General features: G+C 63.6%; 19 protein-coding genes. 14 read left to right on the forward strand and 5 right to left on the reverse strand.

Annotated elements, in window-relative coordinates:
* Positions 1 to 65: 65 nt before the first annotated feature.
* Positions 66 to 983: an AEC family transporter gene (locus tag MLD24_RS00725; RefSeq protein ID WP_227174197.1), complete on the forward strand. Its 918-nt coding sequence runs from the start codon at positions 66 to 68 to the stop codon at positions 981 to 983.
* A gap of 24 nt (positions 984 to 1,007) precedes the next feature.
* Here MLD24_RS00725 and MLD24_RS00730 read toward each other — a convergent pair whose 3' ends face one another.
* Both MLD24_RS00730 and cadR read right to left on the reverse strand, forming a co-directional pair.
* Entirely contained in the window at positions 1,008 to 1,640 is a 633-nt protein-coding gene (locus MLD24_RS00730; protein ID WP_248163205.1) for a cation efflux transmembrane domain-containing protein, read from the reverse strand.
* A gap of 121 nt (positions 1,641 to 1,761) precedes the next feature.
* Positions 1,762 to 2,205: a Cd(II)/Pb(II)-responsive transcriptional regulator gene (gene cadR, locus MLD24_RS00735; protein WP_227174201.1), complete on the reverse strand. Its 444-nt coding sequence runs from the start codon at positions 2,203 to 2,205 to the stop codon at positions 1,762 to 1,764.
* 119 nt (positions 2,206 to 2,324) lie between these two features.
* On the opposite strand from cadR, the gene MLD24_RS00740 reads away from it, so the two are divergent.
* From MLD24_RS00740 to MLD24_RS00775, 8 genes are all read left to right on the forward strand, one after another.
* Positions 2,325 to 3,053 carry a UTRA domain-containing protein gene (locus tag MLD24_RS00740; protein WP_248163206.1) on the forward strand — a complete coding sequence of 243 codons (729 nt, stop codon included), beginning with the start codon at positions 2,325 to 2,327 and terminating at the stop codon, positions 3,051 to 3,053.
* Positions 3,054 to 3,153: 100 nt separating this feature from the next.
* Positions 3,154 to 4,386, forward strand: coding sequence for an NAD(P)/FAD-dependent oxidoreductase (locus MLD24_RS00745; protein WP_248163207.1), 1,233 nt, complete (start codon positions 3,154 to 3,156; stop codon positions 4,384 to 4,386).
* A gap of 14 nt (positions 4,387 to 4,400) precedes the next feature.
* The gene (locus MLD24_RS00750) at positions 4,401 to 5,552 is read left to right on the forward strand and encodes a 2-aminoethylphosphonate--pyruvate transaminase (protein ID WP_248163208.1); all 1,152 of its coding nucleotides are present in this window, start codon (positions 4,401 to 4,403) and stop codon (positions 5,550 to 5,552) included.
* A 34-nt stretch (positions 5,553 to 5,586) separates the two neighbouring features.
* Complete coding sequence (gene phnX / locus MLD24_RS00755) at positions 5,587 to 6,414, forward strand: phosphonoacetaldehyde hydrolase (protein WP_248163209.1); 828 nt, start codon at positions 5,587 to 5,589, stop codon at positions 6,412 to 6,414.
* A gap of 190 nt (positions 6,415 to 6,604) precedes the next feature.
* Positions 6,605 to 7,618: a putative 2-aminoethylphosphonate ABC transporter substrate-binding protein gene (locus tag MLD24_RS00760; RefSeq protein ID WP_344815953.1), complete on the forward strand. Its 1,014-nt coding sequence runs from the start codon at positions 6,605 to 6,607 to the stop codon at positions 7,616 to 7,618.
* A gap of 127 nt (positions 7,619 to 7,745) precedes the next feature.
* Positions 7,746 to 8,816 carry a putative 2-aminoethylphosphonate ABC transporter ATP-binding protein gene (locus MLD24_RS00765; protein ID WP_248163210.1) on the forward strand — a complete coding sequence of 357 codons (1,071 nt, stop codon included), beginning with the start codon at positions 7,746 to 7,748 and terminating at the stop codon, positions 8,814 to 8,816.
* A 44-nt stretch (positions 8,817 to 8,860) separates the two neighbouring features.
* Positions 8,861 to 10,600 (forward strand): putative 2-aminoethylphosphonate ABC transporter permease subunit, encoded by a 1,740-nt coding sequence (locus MLD24_RS00770; protein WP_227174214.1) that lies wholly within the window; start codon positions 8,861 to 8,863, stop codon positions 10,598 to 10,600.
* A gap of 22 nt (positions 10,601 to 10,622) precedes the next feature.
* Positions 10,623 to 11,528, forward strand: a complete 906-nt coding sequence (locus MLD24_RS00775) for an EamA family transporter (protein WP_248163211.1) — start codon at positions 10,623 to 10,625, stop codon at positions 11,526 to 11,528.
* An 84-nt stretch (positions 11,529 to 11,612) separates the two neighbouring features.
* Here MLD24_RS00775 and MLD24_RS00780 read toward each other — a convergent pair whose 3' ends face one another.
* Both MLD24_RS00780 and MLD24_RS00785 read right to left on the reverse strand, forming a co-directional pair.
* Positions 11,613 to 11,774, reverse strand: a complete 162-nt coding sequence (locus MLD24_RS00780; RefSeq protein WP_227174218.1) for a hypothetical protein — start codon at positions 11,772 to 11,774, stop codon at positions 11,613 to 11,615.
* A complete protein-coding gene (locus MLD24_RS00785) occupies positions 11,771 to 12,433 on the reverse strand; it encodes an HAD family hydrolase (RefSeq protein ID WP_248163212.1) in 663 nt (220 codons plus the stop codon). The genes MLD24_RS00780 and MLD24_RS00785 overlap by 4 nt, the downstream gene beginning before the upstream one ends.
* 164 nt (positions 12,434 to 12,597) lie before the next feature.
* Here MLD24_RS00785 and MLD24_RS00790 point away from each other — a divergent pair, with 164 nt between their 5' ends.
* Together MLD24_RS00790 and MLD24_RS00795 are read left to right on the forward strand one after the other, a co-directional pair.
* Positions 12,598 to 12,939: a hypothetical protein gene (locus MLD24_RS00790; protein ID WP_248163213.1), complete on the forward strand. Its 342-nt coding sequence runs from the start codon at positions 12,598 to 12,600 to the stop codon at positions 12,937 to 12,939.
* A gap of 26 nt (positions 12,940 to 12,965) precedes the next feature.
* Positions 12,966 to 14,792, forward strand: coding sequence for a DUF4153 domain-containing protein (locus tag MLD24_RS00795; RefSeq protein WP_248163214.1), 1,827 nt, complete (start codon positions 12,966 to 12,968; stop codon positions 14,790 to 14,792).
* On the opposite strand, the gene MLD24_RS00800 is transcribed toward MLD24_RS00795, so the two are convergent.
* Positions 14,749 to 15,351 (reverse strand): TetR/AcrR family transcriptional regulator, encoded by a 603-nt coding sequence (locus MLD24_RS00800; RefSeq protein WP_248163215.1) that lies wholly within the window; start codon positions 15,349 to 15,351, stop codon positions 14,749 to 14,751. The genes MLD24_RS00795 and MLD24_RS00800 overlap by 44 nt on opposite strands.
* Positions 15,352 to 15,597: 246 nt before the next feature.
* Between MLD24_RS00800 and MLD24_RS00805 the strand changes: the two genes are divergently transcribed.
* The 3 genes from MLD24_RS00805 (at position 15,598) to MLD24_RS00815 (ending at position 17,932) form a co-directional block, all read left to right on the forward strand.
* Positions 15,598 to 16,284 carry a DUF4336 domain-containing protein gene (locus tag MLD24_RS00805; protein ID WP_248163216.1) on the forward strand — a complete coding sequence of 229 codons (687 nt, stop codon included), beginning with the start codon at positions 15,598 to 15,600 and terminating at the stop codon, positions 16,282 to 16,284.
* A gap of 153 nt (positions 16,285 to 16,437) precedes the next feature.
* On the forward strand, positions 16,438 to 17,097 hold the full coding sequence (gene trhA / locus MLD24_RS00810) for a PAQR family membrane homeostasis protein TrhA (protein WP_227174243.1): 660 nt from the start codon (positions 16,438 to 16,440) through the stop codon (positions 17,095 to 17,097).
* Positions 17,087 to 17,932: an NAD-dependent protein deacetylase gene (locus MLD24_RS00815; RefSeq protein WP_248163217.1), complete on the forward strand. Its 846-nt coding sequence runs from the start codon at positions 17,087 to 17,089 to the stop codon at positions 17,930 to 17,932. Before trhA ends, MLD24_RS00815 begins: the two co-directional genes overlap by 11 nt.
* Positions 17,933 to 18,013 lie beyond the last annotated feature (81 nt).

Raw genomic sequence — 18,013 nt, forward strand, 5'->3', positions numbered from 1 at the left:
GGAGGGCTTGCTTCTGCCCCTCCCGGGGCGCTGATAGACTGTCAGGCTTTGCCCGGAGACCTCTCATGGCCGCAGCACTGGCGCTTCTGTACAAAATGATGCCCCTCTACATCACCGTAGCTCTGGGCTGGGTGGCCGGCCGTTACCTGGAGGCCAGTGGACGTCACATCGCCGGCATCATGCTGTACATCGTCACGCCCTCGGTGGTGTTTTCCGGGGTGATGAGCGCGCCGCTGTCGGCGGAGGTGATCCTGCTGCCGTTCCTGACCTTTGGCCTCAGTACCCTGGTGGCGCTGATACACCTGGCCATTGCACGGCGCTGGGTTGGTGATGAAAGCGCCAACATCATTCCCCTGGCAACAGGTACCGGTAACACCGGCTATTTTGGTATCCCGGTGGCCCTGCTGCTGTTTGGCCAGGAAGGCTTGGGGCTATACATCGTGGCGATGCTGGGCACCACACTGTTCGAAACGTCGGTAGGGTTCTATCTGGCAGCGCGGGGGCGCCAGGGAGTGAAGGATTGCCTGTTGCGGGTGGCCAGACTGCCGTCGGTCTATGCCTTCGCCCTGGCGGTGGTGCTGAACCTTTCCGGTGTCACCATTCCGCAGGTGTTCGAGCCGCTGTTCGACAACCTGCGCGGGGCCTACAGCATCTTCGGCATGATGATCATCGGGATGGGCATCGTCAGCTTCCGGGGGCTGGCGGGTAACTGGCGCTTCACCGGGCTGGCCTTCTTCGGCAAATTCCTGGTGTGGCCGGCAGTGGCGTTGTCGCTGTGGTGGCTCGATGCCAACGTCTTCGGGCTCTACAGCGAGGCGGTGCACCGGGCGATGTTCCTGGTCTCGATCACACCGATTGCGGCCAATACCGTGGTTATCGCCACTCTGCTGGATACCGCCCCTCGCCAGGCGGCGGGGACGGCGTTGCTCAGCACGCTGTTTGCGTTGCTGTTTATTCCGGTGATGGTGGCGATTGTGCTGTAGCCAACCGTCTGCCGCCAACCTGGCTCAGGAAGTGCAGGCTTTGGCTTCGGCGATGTCGCTGCGGGCGTGGCCAACCACCGCGAGACCGGAATGGATGGCCAGTCCGCCCATGATGGCGGCGACGATCAGATCCGGCCAGGCGGTGCCGGTACCAAAAACCCCAACCGCAGCCAGCATGACCGCCAGGTTGCCGAGGGCATCGTTGCGGCTGCAGAGCCAGACCGAACGCATGTTGGCATCGCCGGTGCGATGGGCGTACAGCAACAGAGCTACCGCGATGTTGGCCACCATCGCCAGCGCGCCCACCATACCCATGGTCATGGCTTCAGGGGTGGCGCCGCTGCTGAGATTCCAGAACGCCTTGCCAAGAACGGCAACGCCAAACACCACCATGGTGACGCCTTTCACCAGCGCGGCACGCCCGCGCCACAGCAGCCCCATCGACAACACATACAGCGACAGCATGTAGTTGGCCGAGTCGGCGAAGAAATCCACCGCATCGGCCAGCAGGGCCACCGAGCCCGAAGTCAGACTGGCGGCAAACTCCAGCAGGAACATGCCCAGGTTGACCCACAGCGCGATCCACAGCGCGCGGCGGAACCTCGGGTCCACAGCCTGGCTGGCGTGGGTGTCGGACGAACAGCAATGACCGGCCATAACGAACTCCCTCATCAAATGTCATTGGCCCGCTGAGGGGAACTCCCCGGGGGCTCATATCTGCAATGGAGTCATTAAAAAGCCTGTAGCTGCTACAGGGTCAAGGGCCGGTTTCGCCAAATCAGTGAGAGCCGGGAATATGGTTATCCCGGTCCAGCCCCGGATCGTTGCTGCTGGACTGCTTGAGCCGGTCGATGATGCCGCACTCACTGACCTGGCCCTCGTTGGCACAGGCGGCCCGCAAGCGCTGCATTTCCTGCTGCAGGGCCTGGAGTTCGGTGATGCGCTGCTGGATGTGTTCGAGGTGATGTTCCAGTAAGCGGTCGACCTGCTGGCAGCCCGCTTCCGGCTGGTTCATCAGTTCGATCAGCCGGCGGATTTCATCCTGAGCCATGTCCAGGTTGCGGCAGCGACGAATGAAGCTGAGCCGGCGCACATGGTCGTCGGTGTAGCGCCGGTAGCCGCTATCTTCCCGCTGCGGTTCGGCCAGCAGACCGATCTTTTCGTAGTAGCGGATGGTTTCGACCGGCACACCGGTCTGTTTCGATACCTGGCCAATTTTCATGAGATTTCCTTTCAGGCTCCTTGGGGCGGGTGCGCTACGAAAAGCTTAGCGGCTTTGTCATACTGGCGTCACCCGGGCGGAGTAGGGTGCACGGTTTTGTCGGTCAGAGGAGTCATACAATGGAAGCACGAGCAAATGGAGAGGGCTCCACGCCGCTGTACCTGAGAGTCCGGGACCAGCTCGCCAACCAGATCGAGGCCGGCCTGCTGGCGGCCAATACTCGCCTGCCGTCGGAGCGGGTGCTGGCGGAAAGCCATGGTACCACCCGGGTCACAACCCGTCTGGCCCTGGCCCAGTTGGAGGCGGAGGGGCGCATCTACCGCTCCAACCGCCGTGGCTGGTTCGTGTCACCGCCGCGGCTGGTGTACAACCCCACCCAGGATTACAGCTTCTCCGACAACGTGACCTCCCAGGGCCGCACGCCGGCCACCGAAACCCTGGAAGTCACCACCACCGAAGTGGCCCCCTGGCTTGCCAATAAAACCGGCCTGGCCGTGGGCGACGCCATCGTCAGGTTGCGTCGGCGGCGGCAGGTGGATGGCCGCCCGGTACTGGTGGAGAACATCTACCTCAACCCCAAGCGCCTGCCCGGCATCGAGCAGTACGATTTCAACCGTTCGCTGTGGAAGCTGCTGCGGGAGAAGTTCAGCGTCGAGCTGCAGGGCAAGCGCATTGAAATGTTTCCCACCGCGCTGGTGGACCCGCAGGCGGAGGCCCTGGGGGTCAATGCCGGTACCGCCGGGTTGTATGTGACCCGGCGCAGCCACGACGCCGACGGAGTCTTCGTGGAGTTCGATGAGGAGTTCTGGCTGCACGACACCCTCAGCATCCAGGTGGAAGTGCAGTAACCTCCTCGCCGCGCTGAAAAGCCGGATTGTCATCGAGCGTTCATAAAACCGTCACAGTTCCTCGCCAAACTGGTCTATACCAGATGAGCGAGGAAATCCCATGTTCGCAAACCCTCATCCGGATGTGGCCATCATCGGTGGCGGCATCCTTGGATGCGCCATAGCCCGCTACCTCAGCCGTCAGCCGGGCGTCTCGGTGACGGTCATCGAGCGTCACGGTCTGGGCGAGCAGACCACCAGCCAGGCGGCGGCGCTGCTGACCCGTATCCGTCCCTACCGGGAACTTACCGCGATGGCGATGGAAACCTTCCACGCCATTGACGAGCTGGGTGAACAGACTGGTGAGCCGCTGCCCCTGCGTCGCGTGGGCAGTCTGCAGGTGGCGGCGGAGTCCGCGGGGCAGCAGCAGATTGCGCGAACAGCAGCGCGTGCCGCCGACGTTGGCGTGGTGGCTGAACGGCTTGACGCCGACTCTGCCCAGCGGCGGGCGCCCTGGCTGTCCCTGAGTGGCGACACCGCGGCGCTGTGGCTGCCGGATGACGGCTACATCGATCCCTACACCCTGTGCCAGGCCTATGCCGCCGACGCCCGCCGCCATGGCGTCAGTTTCCGCCTGCGCCAGACTGTGGCTGAACTGCTCCAGACCGGCAATCGGGTGACTGGAGTACGTCTGGCCAGTGGCGAGACCGTGACTGCCGGTCTGGTGATCGATGCCGCCGGACCCTGGAGCACCGCGCTGGCCCGCCAGGTGGGGGTTCACCTGGGCATGGCGCCGGTGCGTTCCCATTACTGGATTTCCGCCGCCCATCCCGCCATCCCCGCCGATGGCCCGATGACCATCCTGCCGGACAGTGGCGCCTACGCCCGCCCCGAAGTGGGCGGACTGCTGTTCGGACTGCGCGATCCCCAGGCGGTGACCGCCCATCCCGGCCAACTGCCGGCCAGCCTGCAGGATTTCTGTTTCGACCAGGACCCGAACGGCGACAACGCCCTTGAAGCGGGGTACCACGCCCTGCGCCAACAGTTGCCGCTGGTGGACGAGCTGCCCTTGGCCCATTACGTCAGTAACGTTTCCAGCTACACCCCGGATGGATTCTACCTGCTGGGCGCCATGCCGACCGTCGAAGGCTTCATGGCCGCCACCGGTTGTTCCGGCGCCGGTATTGGCATGTCTGGCGGCATTGGCCGGCTGGTGGCGGAGCTGGCTACCGGCCAGACGCCGTTCGTGGACCCCGACCGGTTCCGGCTGGACCGGTTTGGCAGCATTGATTCCTACCACCCTGACTTCATCCACCGCTGCGCTGAGGCGCGAGCCCGCAAGCGCACCGGCTAGACACGGAGACCACCATGACTGATCAAGATCCCTACCTGCTGACACCGGGTCCTCTCACCACCAGCGCCACCGTAAAGCAGGCCATGCTGCGGGACTGGGGCTCCTGGGACGGCAACTTCAACGCCATGACCGCCGACATCTGCCAGCGTTTGCTGGCGGTAGCCGGCGGCGAGGACAGCCACGTCTGTGTGCCGATGCAGGGCAGCGGCACCTTCGCGGTGGAGGCCACCCTGGGCACGGTGATTCCGCCCGGGAGTCGTACCCTGGTGCTGATGAATGGCGCTTACGGCCAGCGCATCGGCAAAATCCTGAGCACCCTGGGGCGGTCGTTCCTGGCCATCGACAAGGGCGATTACCACCCGCCCCGTGGCGAGGAGGTGGCGGCCGCGCTCACTGAAAACCCGGACGTTGAGCAGGTGGTGGTGGTTCACTGCGAGACCAGCTCCGGCATCCTCAACCCCATCGACGAGATCGCCGAGGTCTGCCGCCAGGCCGGCAAGCGTCTGATCATCGACAGCATGAGCGCGTTCGGCGCCTTGCCGGTGAACGTCGCCGAGCTGCCCTGTGCCGCTCTGGTGTCCTCAGCCAACAAGTGTTTTGAGGGGGTGCCCGGCTTCGGCTTTGCCATCATTGAGCGGAACCTGCTGGCCGCTTCCGCCGGCCAGTGTCACAGCCTGTCACTGGACCTTTATGAGCAGTGGCAGTACATGCAGAAAACCGGTCAGTGGCGCTATACCCCGCCAACCCATGTGGTGGCGGCGTTCCAGCAGGCGATGAAGGAACATCAGGCCGAAGGCGGTGTCGCCGGTCGACTGGCCCGCTACACCCGCAACCGCGACCGACTGGTGGCCGGCATGCGGGAGTTGGGCTTCCAGACCCTGCTGGTGGACCAATGGCTGTCACCGATCATCACCACCTTCCTGTCACCGGACAGCGCGGCGTTTGAGTTTGGCCGTTTCTACGACGCCATCAAGGCCCGGGGGTTTGTGATCTACCCGGGCAAGCTCACGGTGGCGGACAGTTTCCGCATTGGCTGCATCGGTCAGCTCCACGACGAACAGATCGATGCGGTGATCGCCGCCATCGCCGAAGTCTGCCAGGAGCTGGGACTGACCCTGCCCGTACCGGCCCCCGCCGAGGCCCCCGACAACCTGCAATCCGCCTGACCTTTTACCGCCTGACCCTTTACAGGAGAGACCCATGTACACCTACACCCGTTGTTATACCGGACCGCTGCAGGCGGTCATCATGGACCTGGCCGGTACCTGCGTGGACTTCGGTTCGCTGGCACCGATCCAGGCCTTCCTGAACCTGTTTGAGGCCGAGGGAATCGAGCTCACCGAAGCCGAGGCCCGGGAGCCCATGGGCACCGAGAAACGCGAGCACATCCGCCAGTTGCTGGCGATGCCGCGCATTCGCAAACAGTGGCAGGCACGGTTTGACAAGACTCCCGATGCTGCCGACATCGATCGCCTCTACCAGGCCTTCCTGCCGTTGCAGACCGCCGCCATTGCCGAGCGCGCCACTCTGATTCCCGGCGCGCTGGCGCTGCAGGAGCGGTTACGGGAAGACGGCATCCGCCTGGGGGTCAACACCGGCTACAGCCGCGAAATGGTGGAGGTCATGCTGCCGGAGCTGAAGGCCCAGGGATTTGAGCCGCAGAGCGTGGTGGTGGCCACCGAGGTGCCTCAGGGCCGTCCGGCACCACACATGAGCCTGAAGAATGCCATCGAGCTGGGGGTGACCGCGGTGCAGGCCTGCGTCAAGGTCGATGACACCGCCACCGGCATCGAAGAGGGCCTGAATGCGGGCATGTGGACCGTGGCCGTGGTGGCGTCCGGCAACGCCGTGGGGCTGAGTGAAGAGCGGCTGGCGGAGCTGGCGGACGACGAACGGGGTGCTCTGCTGGCCCGCGGACGTCGCGCCATGGCCCAGTCAGCGGCTCACTATGTGATTGATTCCATTGCGGACCTTCCGGATGTGCTGGCGGACATCGATCATCGTCTGGCCGCCGGCGAGTGCCCCTGAGGAGCGGGCTGGCGCGCTTTCCGGCGACTCCGGAAGGCGCGCTGCCCTGTCATTGAAAACGTCATATTGCTGTCACGTCTTTGCAATGAAATACCCCTAAGGTGGATGACGATCCTAACTGGTATAGACCAATAGCAATTGGCAGCCACAGCCTGACTCATCCACTGAATGCCTGATCAAGGAGACTGACGTGAAACACCTGAAGAAAGCCCTCGCCGTTGCCACCTGCGCCCTGGCCATGAACGCCAGCGCCGAGACCGAACTGACCGTATACACCGCGGTTGAGGCCGAAGACCTGCGCAAGTATGCCGAGCGCTTCAATGAGGACCATCCGGACATCAAGATCAACTGGGTCCGGGACTCCACCGGTGTGGTCACCGCCCGTCTGCTGGCCGAGAAAGAAAACCCCCGCGCCGACGTGGTCTGGGGCCTGGCGGGCACCAGCCTGCTGCTGCTGAAGAACGAAGGCATGCTGCAGCCGTACGCGCCGGAAGGCCTGAACCAGCTGTCTCCGAAGTTCCGTGACCGTGACGAGACCCCGTCCTGGGTCGGCATGGACGCCTGGATGGCGGCCATCTGCGTCAACACGATTGAAGCCGAGAACAACGATCTGCCGATGCCTACCAGCTGGCAGGACCTGACCAACCCGGTGTACCAGGGACACGTGGTGATGCCGAACCCGAACTCCTCCGGCACCGGTTTCCTCGACGTGTCTGCCTGGCTGCAAATGATGGGCGAGGACGAAGGCTGGAGCTTCATGGATGGCCTGCACCAGAACATCAGCCGTTACACCCACTCCGGCTCCAAGCCCTGCAAGATGGCCGCCTCCGGCGAAACCGCCATCGGGGTTTCGTTCGCCTTCCGTGGTGCCCGCCTGAAAGAGCAGGGCGCACCGCTGGAACTGGTGTTCCCGGAAGAGGGCCTGGGCTGGGAAGTCGAAGCCACCGCCATCGTCAAGGGCACCGACAAGCGCGACGCGGCCCAGACCCTGGTGGACTGGTCGGTTAGCCGCAAGGCCATGGAAATGTACAACGAGGGTTACGCCATCGTCGGGATGCCCGGTGTGGCACAGCCGATTGAGTATTTCCCGGCCAACGCCGACGACCTGATCATCGACAACGACTTTGCCTGGGCTGCCGGCAACCGCGAAGCCATCCTGGCCGAGTGGGCGCGTCGCTACGACGGCAAGTCCGAAGCCAAGTAATGGGGCGCCGTCAGCCTGACTGACGGGCCAAGAACCGGTCGCTGGCCGGGCTCCCTTTCCGGTACGTCGGGGAGTCCGGTTGGCGACCTGCCTGTATGGAAAAACTGGAAGCCGCGAGGTGTTCACCATGAACCAGACAACCCAAGGAAGCCGCCTGGAAATCCAGGGCGTGAACAAGTTCTTCGGCGATTTTTGCGCCCTTGAGAACATCGACCTCACCATCGAACCCGGTGAGCTGGTGTGTTTCCTGGGGCCGTCCGGCTGTGGCAAGACCACGCTGCTTCGCATCATTGCCGGCCTGGAACAGCAGAGCGCCGGGCAACTGAGCCAGGGCGACGTCGACATCTCCCTGAAGCCGCCCCGGGACCGGGACTTTGGCATAGTGTTTCAGTCCTACGCGCTGTTTCCCAACATGACCGTCAGCGACAACATCGCCTACGGCCTGCGCAGCATCGGCATGGCCAAGGCCCGGATTCGCAGCCGGGTCGATGAGCTGCTGACCGTGATCGGGCTGGAAGATCATGCCCGCAAATACCCGGCGCAACTGTCCGGTGGCCAGCAACAGCGGGTGGCCCTGGCGCGCGCGCTGGCACCGTCGCCAGGCCTGTTGCTGCTCGACGAGCCGCTGTCTGCCCTGGACGCCCAGGTCCGGCACCACCTGCGCAGCGAGATCCGCAATCTGCAGAAGCAGCTGGGCGTTACCACCATCATGGTTACCCACGACCAGGAAGAAGCCCTGGCAATGGCCGATCGCGTGGTGGTGATGAACAACGGTGTGATCGAGCAGGTCGGCACCCCGCTGGAAATCTACCAGCAGCCGGCGTCGGCGTTCGTGGCCTCGTTCATTGGCGCCATGAACTTCATCGACAGTGCCGCGGTGAATGGCCAACGGGTGCGGGTTGGCAGCCGTGAGCTGGAACTGGTGCGGCCGATGCCCGAAAGCCAGGACTGTGTACGGCTGGCGATCCGTCCGGAAGACGTGCACCTGCTGCCGGCCGGCGATGGCGACTGGGAAGGCCAGGTGGAGTCGATGGACTACCTCGGCGCCTTCATCCGCACCCACATCCGCCTGGCGGACCTTGAGCGGTTGCTGGTGGTGGATGTTGATCCGCGCTCGGCGCGACAGCTGAACCTGGCCAATGGCGCCAGCGTGTGCCTGCAGCTGCCATCCGACGCCCTGCATTGTTTTGCCGCCTGAACCGGCGGCTCTGATCCCTTTGGCAACACCCGGTAAGCACCACCATGATTGATTCCCCGACCTTGCCCCAAGGGGCCTCCAACGTAACCTCTTCGCCGTCACCGCTGGCGGGCCTGCGGCAGCGGCTGTCCGGCCGCTGGCTGTTTGCGACCCTGCTGCTGGCCGGCGGCGCCGTGCTGTCGCTGCTGGTTCTGGCACCGCTGTATTCACTGCTGTCCAAGAGTGTGGAAAACAAGGACGGCGACTTCGTCGGCCTGGCCAACTTCGCCCATTACCTCAGCTCCGGCGGCATCGAGTCGGCGTTCGTCAACTCCCTGTGGGTGGCCGCTCTGAGCACCGTGATTGTGGTGTTCCTGGCCTTTATGGCGGCCTGGGCACTGACCCGTACCCGGCTGCCACTGACTGGCTGGGTCCGTGGCGTGCTGGTGCTGCCGATTCTGGCGCCCTCACTGCTGCCGGCCATCAGCCTGGTGTACCTGTTCGGTAACCAGGGTGTACTGAAAAGCTGGCTGTTCGGCGCGGAGATCTACGGCCCCATCGGTATCATCATGGGCTCCTGTTTCTGGACCTTTCCCCATGCCCTGATGATCCTGCTGACGGCCATGGACAACGCCGATGGCCGCCACTACGAGGCGGCAACCGCCCTCAAGGCCAGCCCCTGGCGGACCTTCTGGACCGTGACCGTGCCGGGTGCCCGCTACGGTCTGGTGAGCGCGGCCTTTGTGGTGTTCACCCTGGTGATCACCGATTTCGGGGTACCCAAGGTCATCGGTGGTCAGTTCGACGTGCTCGCCACCGACATCTACAAGCAGGTGATTGGCCAGCAACGCTTCGAGATGGGCGCGGTGGTCAGCGTGCTGTTGCTGTTGCCGGCGATGCTGGCGTTCGTTGCCGACCGCTATGTCCAGCGCAAGCAGTCGGCCAGCTTTACCGCCCGTTCGGTGCCCTACAAGCCCAGCCACAACCGCCGGCGCGATGCCTTCGGCGCGCTGATGCTGGCGCCGACGGTGGTGTTTATCCTCACCATCATCGGCATGGCGGTGTACGCCTCGTTTGTCACCTTCTGGCCCTACAACCTGGAACTGAGTCTCAACAACTACCAGTTTGGCCGTATGGATGGCGGCGGTTGGGGGGCGTACCTCAACAGTCTGCAGATGGCTCTTGGCACCATGGTGCTGGGGACCGCGCTGGTGTTCTTCAATGCCTGGCTGGTGGAGCGTACGCCACAGCCGAAGCTGCTCACCGGGGTGTTCCAGATGCTGTCGCTGCTGCCACTGGCCGTGCCGGGGCTGGTACTGGGGTTGTCCTACATCTTCTTTTTCAACCACCCGGACAACCCGCTCAACGTGATTTACGGCTCACTGCTGATACTGGTGCTGTGCACCGTCAGTCACTTCTACGCAGTGTCCCACCTCACCGCGATCACCGCCCTGAAGCAGCTCGATCAGGAGTTCGAGGCGGTGGGGGAGTCGCTCAAGGCATCCCGCTGGCGGGTGCTGTTTACCGTGACGTTGCCACTGTGCCTGCCTGCCATCCTCGACGTGGCGCTGTACCTGTTCGTCAACGCCATGACCACGGTCTCGGCGGTGGTGTTCCTGTACGGCCACGATACCCAGCTGGCCTCGGTGGCGGTGCTGGCCATGGATGAGGCGGGCGATATTGCCCCTGCCGCCGCCATGGCGATTCTGATTACCCTGACCTGTGCCGGCGCAAAGCTGATCCAGAGTGGTCTGCGGCTATGGGTGGACCGGTCCACCAGGGCCTGGCGTCAGGGGGCGGAATGACGCCGCGCCCGGGTGGTCGGCGATGACACCGGCCGCCATCGTCATTGTTCTGGTGTCGGCCCTGGCCCATGCGGGCTGGAACCTGTTCGGCAAGAAGGTCAGCCCCAGCGGTGCCTTTTTCTGGTACGCCAACGCCTGGGGCGTGCTGGTGGCCCTGCCATTGCTGTGGTGCTATCAGCCGGTGATCGCACGGCTGGATGCGGGCCTGTGGTGGCTGGTGTTGCTGACAGGCTTGTTCCAGGCCACCTACCTCAGTGCCCTGGCCGCGGCCTATCGTTTTGGCGAGCTGTCGGTGGTGTACCCGCTGGCGCGGTCGTCTCCCTTGCTGATCCTGCTGGTGGGAGCCCTGTTCCTGGGCACCGCCGAGCGTATCACCGCCGCTGCGGTGGTGGGCATCGTGCTGATCGTGGCAGGCTGCATGGTGCTGCCAATGCAGCGGTTCCGGGATTTCAGTTTTGCCAACTACCGTAACCTGGCGACACTGTTTGCGCTGCTGGCAGCGGCCAGCACGGCCGGCTACTCCATCGTCGACGACACCGCCACCGCCCGCATGCGCAGCTTGCTCGGAGGGCTGGTGCTGGATGCCGAAGTGGCGGTGGTGTTCGTGATCCTGCAGGCGGCCTCGGCCCTGTTTTGGCTCAGTCTGGGGCTGTTACTGCAACAGCGGGAGCGGCAGCAGTTCCGGCAGTTGGCCCTGCGCTGGCGCAGCACCCTGGCTGCCGGCGTGCTGATGCTGGGCACCTACGCCCTGGTGGTGTGGGCCATGGCCTACGCCGACGATGTCAGCTACGTGGTGGCATTCCGCCAGATCAGCATTCCCATCGGTGTGGCGCTGGGCTGGTACTTCCTCAATGAGCCCCTGCACCCTCCCAAAATCATCGGCGTGTTGGTAATCCTGGCCGGGCTGATGCTGGTCGTGCTGGGCTGAAGGCGCAGGGTGGTCCGCACTGAGCAGAGACTGCCGGAGTAAGCCGGTGCTGCGGTGACCTGACGATCGGTTCGGCAACGCCGGTCAGCGCGCCTGGGGCCGGAGCCACACTACCCGGCCCGGCAGTCGGCCGGGCAGCGGGGTGGTACGGCCGGAGGGCAGAGGGGATGTGGGCTGGGAAGTCAGGCGCCGGTAGGCGCCGTAGTGCAACTGGGCATGAGCCAGATTGAGGAATCTCAGAGTCATAAGGGTGCCGGTTCGTCCATGTAAATCGGCCAGTCGTGTGCCTGGGCGTGTGCCCTGAGCACCGGGTCCGGATTGACCGCCACCGGGTGATCCACGTGGTTGAGCAGTGGCAGGTCGTTGTGGGAATCAGAGTAGAACCATACCGGCTGGGGTGCAATATCCCGACGTGCCAGCCACTGGTCCAGGGCGGTGACCTTGCCATCGCGAAAGGGCCGGCGGGGGCCAATGGTGCCGGCCAGGTTGTCCTGTTGCCACTGCACCTGCACACCGATGCCTTCACCAATGCCGAGGTGACGGGCGATGGGCTGCACCAGGTGCTCACCGGTGGCGGAGATGATCAGCACTTCATGGCCCTGGGCCTTGTGCCACTCGACCTTCGAGCGGCCGACCGGCAGCACCCGGGGGGCGATCTCCTGCTCGACGAACTGCGATACCAGGTCCTCCAGCTGCGCCCGGCTCCAACCCCGGAGCGGCGCCAGACTGAACTCCATGTAGTCCTGAAGATCCATCTCTCCGGCATGGTAGGCGGCCATAAAGGCCTCGTCCCGGGCCTCGGCATCCGCGGTGGTATCAATGCCCTGATGCCGCAGAAAATAGGTGAACAGCTGCGAACTGTCGCCACGGATCAGGGTTTCGTCGAGATCAAAAACGGCAAGCATGTAACACTCCTTTTGGTATACACCAGATTGTGCGACAACTGTGTTACCGGGATGTGACAGGGGTGGGTTGATCCGATGGCGACTCAACGCAAGAATGGCGCACGGTTTGCTGTCCGTAAGGTCAGTGGAGCCACTCACCAACCGGTCATGGAAACGACGCCCTGATGCCTTCACCCAGTCTCGACGATCTCCGCCAACGCCTGCTCTCAGACACCATGTCGCGCTGGCGGGTCTGGCTGTCCTGCGGCGCTCTTTTCCTGCTGAGTACCGGGACGGTGCTGGGGTTCTGGTACGCCTTTGCGACCTTGCCGGGGATGGCGTGTTACGAGGGATTTGTGTATCTGGCGGGGTTCTGGCTGCTGGCCCAGTGGCTGATAATCGGGTATCTGGCCGGCTACCGACCGGTGCCGGCCTTTGCCCGGTGGGGGCTGACGTTCACCTTGCTGGTGGCCAACGCCTGGTTCGGGCTGCTGGTGTTCTCACTGCGTCCCTGTGCGGCGGGCTGACGACAATCAATCAGGAGACGACAGGGATGACGGATACCACGAATACCTCAACGGGGGAGGTGGGACGGCTGGGATGGATTCTGTTGGCGCTGGCCCAGGGCATCATGTTGTATGCGCTGTACCTGAGCACCACCGAGGCGGTCTGGCCGGCCACCGACTTGCGCTGGCTGTATGGGCTGTACGCGGTGGCCCTCGGGCTGCCGGGCTTCTTCTACCTGGGACTGGAGCGCTGGCGGGATCGCCGCAACCTCTGGCCATTGCTGGGGCTGACCCCGGTACTGTTCTGGGTCGGTGCGCACATCGGCTGGCAGGACAGTGGCGAGCTGGGGGCGGCAGCGTCCCTGGCTTTGGTGGTGTTTATCCTGGCCCTGTTCTACCGCTGCTGGTGTCTGGGGCCGGACGACACTGGCCGGGTGTTTCGATTTGAGCGAATGCAGGCGCTGTCCTGGCAGCAGTGCCTGGTGCTGGCTCTGCTGGGACTGTTTTTGCTGGTGTTCTGGCTGCTGCTCATGCTGTGTGCGGCGTTGTTCAATGCGGTGGGAGTATCGTGGGTTGAGTCATTGTTCGAGGAGGCCTGGTTCTTCCACCTGGTCTCCGCTCTGATTGGCGGCTGGGGGCTGGCGCTGATTCGCGAACGGGTGACGTTGTTGGCGGCCATTCGCAGTGTCTGTGATGGGCTGATTCGCGCCCTGTTGCCGCTGGCGGCGCTGATTCACGTGCTTTTCCTGGCCGCCTTGCCCTTTGTGGGTCTGGAACAGGTATGGCAAACCGGTCATGCCTCGGCGTTGATGATGTCGCTGACCCTGGTTGTGCTGTTTGGCTTTAATGCGGTTTTTACCGCAGACGATGGCCGCCTGCCGTATCCGCAGGAGCTGAACCGGGCGGTGCTTATCGCGGTGGCACTGCTGCCGGTGTACTCGGTACTGGCGGCCTGGTCGCTGTCAGTGCGTGTTGAGCAGTACGGTCTCTCTGTTGACCGGCTTTGGGCCGCCGTCCTGCAATTGCTGATTGCCGGGTTTACCCTGGGTTATGCTCTGCTGCTGATGTGGCGTCGGGCGCGGGCGCTTACGGCCATGCATGCGTTGAATCGGGGCATGGCCCTGGTGGTGGTGCTGGTGTTGCTGGCCGTCAACACTCCCATTGCAGACCTTCGCGCCTGGGCGGCATCCAGCCAGAGCGAGCGACTGCTCTCCGGCGAGGTGTCGGGGGAGGTGTTTGACTTTGACTACCTGCGCTTTGATCTGGGTACCTATGGCATGGAAGCGCTGCAGCGCTTGCAGGCAGCGCCGGAACTGGCGGATGACGATGCGACCCTGGCCAGGCTTGAGGCTTCGCTGGGCAAAGAGTCCCGCTGGGCACCCGTGCTCCAGGTGGATGCCAGCGATATGGCCGAAGTCGCTGGCATCGTGACGGTGATCCCGCAAGGTGCTCAGGTGCCCGATGCGATCCTGGCGCAGCTGGCTGAGTTCAGCCCGTTCTGTCTGCAGGTCGGGTCCGATTGCCAACTGGTGAAGGTTGCCGGCCCCAGGGGCGAGCTGTGGTTTGAGATGTCCAGTGGGGCTGACACGCGCTGGCTTGGTAACGTGTTTGGGCTTCGTGATGGTAAGGGTGTGATGCTGGGAGAGCAGTTCTGGATCGGTTGCCGCGACAGGGGCGACGCCCGCTCCTTGCGGCCGGAGCAACTGAGCCTGGTGCCGGGCTCGGTACTGTTGTTCGGTGACGGCGACTGTGCCCTGCAGGTGAAGCCAACACCTGATTACCTGCGGGAGCTGTTGCCAGCCGTCCCACCATCAACGGCGGAGAGCGAGGCTAGTTCCCGGGGTGGGTCTGCAACCCCCGGATCAGCAGGGTGACCATCTCATCCAGGCTTTGCCGGCCGCTGCGTTCATCAATTTCGCCACAGACCTCCAGCATGATGGCGCCGTGGACGCCGGCCCAAAGGGTGCGCACCGTGGCGTCTGGGTCGGCACTGACCCGGAACCGGCGTTCCGCCATTCCCTGTTTAACCATGTCAGCGAACAGCTGGAAGGCGGGGGAGCGGGCAAGCAGGCCGAACAGGTCGGCCTCAATGGCGGCAGACGATGTCGATGCCAGGAACAGCGCCCGGTCCGAACACGCCAGTTCGCGGTAGAGCCGGGCGGCCTGGCGTAACAGGGCATCGCTGGGCAATCCGGGAGCGGATGCCATCAGCCGGTGTTGCCACTCTTCCACCCAGCTTTGATACAGCGCCCGCACCAGGTCCCGCTGCGAACCGATCAGTGATTCGATGGCCCCGGCTTCAATATCCAGCTCCCTGGCCAGCCGTTCCGGGGTCAGTTCGTCCAGGCCGTGGCGTCGGACGATATCCCGGGCGGTTTGCAGGCATTGCTGGCGGCGGGCAGGTGAACAATCACCGGAGGGTTGTTGGTTCATCGGCAGGTACCTTTTTTACATCCTGGACACATGGGCAGTCTGGACATGGATGTCCCGGGGAAAGCGTCTTCACAAAGCCTAGCACGGTTTGTGGGCGGTCTGACCTGGCGTTGCTCACCTTGTGTGTGAACCGCTCTGTAGGCCAGAGATGATCGGGAATTAATCAGAGGCTCCCTTGGTGCTGGCGCCGGGTCGGGGCATGATGGAAACTCTGGATTGCCCAACCTGACCATGAAAGGAGTCTCTGTGAACTACCTGGCCGATAACCTGTGGATCTTTGAAGGCGAAACCGTTCCCTTTTACGCCATGCCGTACCAGACCCGGATGACGGTGGTGCGGTTGGCTTCCGGACAGCTCTGGCTGCACAGCCCGATCCGGTTGACGGAAGCGTTGCAGCGGCAACTGGCAGCATTGGGCGAGGTGGCGTTTCTGATCGCCCCGAACCACCTTCATCACCTGTTCCTTGGCGACTGGCAGGCGGCCTATCCGGACGCTCGCAGTTACGGCACCCGGGAAGTGATGGCGAAGCGGGAAGATCTGCACTTTGACGGCGAGCTGACGGATTCCGCCGACTTCCCCTGGTCTCAGGAACTGGACCAGTTGATGTTCACCGGCTCCAAGGTGATGGAAGAATGTGTGTTCTTCCATCGCCCTAGCGCCACGATGATCGTCACCGATCTGGTGGAGAACATCGATCCGCAGATCTTCAAACCCTGGCAGCGTGGTCTGGCAGGGTTGGCCGGGGTGTTGGCGCCCAACGGCAAGATGCCACTGGACTGGCGGATGACGTTCCTGTTCAAGAAAGCCCAGACCCGGGAACACCTGCGCCGCATGCTGGCCTGGCAACCCCAGCGACTGATCATGGCTCATGGCAAGATCATTGACCGGGAGGCTGGCGATTTTCTGGCGCGGTCCTTCCGTTGGGCGACCTGAGGGCTGTCGATCCACGCCATCATGGAACTGACATTCGCCGCCGGTATAAACTGATAAACCATTTTGGCGCCTGTTTCCCGCCACGGGGAACAGGCTTCGCTGATCGGGATGCCGGTTGCTTTGCTGGTGCCAGGGTCCCTGGGAGGAGTGTCCGTGTCTGAACTAGCCGTGGACCGACGCACGGTCCGGGAACAGTCTGCTGTTGAGGAGTTTCTCAATTCCGTCACCCACGGAATCGGAGCGCTGGTCGCATTGTCGGCGGCCACAGTCCTGATCACCCTGGCCAGTCTCGATGGTGATCCCTGGCGCATCGTCGGCGTCTCGATCTATGGCGGCTGTCTGTTCCTGCTGTACCTGGCGTCCACCCTGTACCACGGCATCCGCCACGAACGGGCCAAGCCGATCCTCAACATCATTGATCACTGCAGTATCTATCTGCTGATCGCCGGCACCTACACGCCCTTCCTGCTGGTCAATCTGCGCGGGCCCTGGGGCTGGTCGCTGTTCGCGGTGATCTGGGGACTGGCGTTGGCGGGCATCCTGCTCAAGGCCACCCGACCCAGCCGTTACGAAACCGCCCACCTGCTGAACTACCTGGTGATGGGCTGGCTGATTGTGGTGGCTTACCAGGAGTTGCTGACCAGCTTTTCCGAGTTTGGTCTGACCATGATTGTCGCCGGTGGCGTGTCCTATTCCGTGGGGGTGATTTTCTTCGTCCTGGACCGTTACCCGTTCATGCACGCCATCTGGCACCTGTTTGTGCTCGGCGGAAGCACCTGTCACTACATTGCGGTGTTCAGCGATGTGCTCTGAGGTTCCGGCGGACCCCCAGGTGGCGGCTTTGGCCAGCAAGGCCCTGGCGGAGTTTCTGGCACATCATCCGCGGCTGTTTGTGCTCACCGGCGCTGGCATCAGTACCGGTTCCGGCATTCCGGATTATCGCGATCACAATGGTCAGTGGAAACGACGGCCACCGGTGCAACACCAGGCCTTCATGACCGACGCCGCCGTGCGCCAGCGGTACTGGGCCCGCAGCCTGGCGGGCTGGCCGGTCATCCGCAACGCCCAGCCCAACGCCGCTCATCAGGCGTTGGCCGCCCTGGACGGTCAGTGGGGATTCACTACCCTGGTCACCCAGAACGTGGATCGCCTGCACCAGCGGGCGGGGAGCCAGCGGGTGGTGGATCTTCACGGCCGCGCTGATGAGGTGGTTTGCATGGGATGCCAGTGGCGGGGCAGCCGGGACCAGGTCCATCGCTGGTGTGAAGATCTGAACCCGGCGTTTGCCGGCTTGTCAGCGACGCCGGCGCCGGATGGTGATGCCGACCTGGAGGTTGCCACCGAGCATTTTGAAGTGGCGGACTGTCCCTGCTGCGGCGGCATTCTCAAGCCGGACGTGGTGTTCTTTGGTGACTTCGTCCCCGGCGAGCGGGTGGCCACCGCGCTGGATACCCTGCGACAGAGCGACGGCCTGCTGGTGATTGGTTCCTCGCTGATGGTCTACTCGGGGTTCCGCTTCTGCCGCTACGCCAGCGAATGGGACAAGCCCATTGCCACCCTCAACCTCGGGCGCACCCGCGCCGACGAGTTGGCCGCCCTGAGCCTGCGGGCACCGATCGCCGAGACCCTGATCCCGTTGGCGGGCTGAAACCGGCCGTTCCTGAGAGGTAGGGGGATACCATGATTATTAACTGATAATCATTCCTGATTGGTCTGGGGAGTGGTAGCA

This window comes from Marinobacter xestospongiae, assembly GCF_023156385.1.
Taxonomy (GTDB): Bacteria; Pseudomonadota; Gammaproteobacteria; order Pseudomonadales; family Oleiphilaceae; genus Marinobacter; species Marinobacter xestospongiae.

Coding starts and splice junctions, on each gene's coding strand:
- MLD24_RS00725 (WP_227174197.1), top strand. CDS start 66: ATGGCCGCAGCACTGGCGCTTCTGTACAAAATGATGCCCCTCTACATC.
- MLD24_RS00730 (WP_248163205.1), bottom strand. CDS start 1,640: ATGGCCGGTCATTGCTGTTCGTCCGACACCCACGCCAGCCAGGCTGTG.
- cadR (WP_227174201.1), bottom strand. CDS start 2,205: ATGAAAATTGGCCAGGTATCGAAACAGACCGGTGTGCCGGTCGAAACC.
- MLD24_RS00740 (WP_248163206.1), top strand. CDS start 2,325: ATGGAAGCACGAGCAAATGGAGAGGGCTCCACGCCGCTGTACCTGAGA.
- MLD24_RS00745 (WP_248163207.1), top strand. CDS start 3,154: ATGTTCGCAAACCCTCATCCGGATGTGGCCATCATCGGTGGCGGCATC.
- MLD24_RS00750 (WP_248163208.1), top strand. CDS start 4,401: ATGACTGATCAAGATCCCTACCTGCTGACACCGGGTCCTCTCACCACC.
- phnX (WP_248163209.1), top strand. CDS start 5,587: ATGTACACCTACACCCGTTGTTATACCGGACCGCTGCAGGCGGTCATC.
- MLD24_RS00765 (WP_248163210.1), top strand. CDS start 7,746: ATGAACCAGACAACCCAAGGAAGCCGCCTGGAAATCCAGGGCGTGAAC.
- MLD24_RS00770 (WP_227174214.1), top strand. CDS start 8,861: ATGATTGATTCCCCGACCTTGCCCCAAGGGGCCTCCAACGTAACCTCT.
- MLD24_RS00775 (WP_248163211.1), top strand. CDS start 10,623: ATGACACCGGCCGCCATCGTCATTGTTCTGGTGTCGGCCCTGGCCCAT.
- MLD24_RS00780 (WP_227174218.1), bottom strand. CDS start 11,774: ATGACTCTGAGATTCCTCAATCTGGCTCATGCCCAGTTGCACTACGGC.
- MLD24_RS00785 (WP_248163212.1), bottom strand. CDS start 12,433: ATGCTTGCCGTTTTTGATCTCGACGAAACCCTGATCCGTGGCGACAGT.
- MLD24_RS00790 (WP_248163213.1), top strand. CDS start 12,598: ATGCCTTCACCCAGTCTCGACGATCTCCGCCAACGCCTGCTCTCAGAC.
- MLD24_RS00795 (WP_248163214.1), top strand. CDS start 12,966: ATGACGGATACCACGAATACCTCAACGGGGGAGGTGGGACGGCTGGGA.
- MLD24_RS00800 (WP_248163215.1), bottom strand. CDS start 15,351: ATGAACCAACAACCCTCCGGTGATTGTTCACCTGCCCGCCGCCAGCAA.
- MLD24_RS00815 (WP_248163217.1), top strand. CDS start 17,087: ATGTGCTCTGAGGTTCCGGCGGACCCCCAGGTGGCGGCTTTGGCCAGC.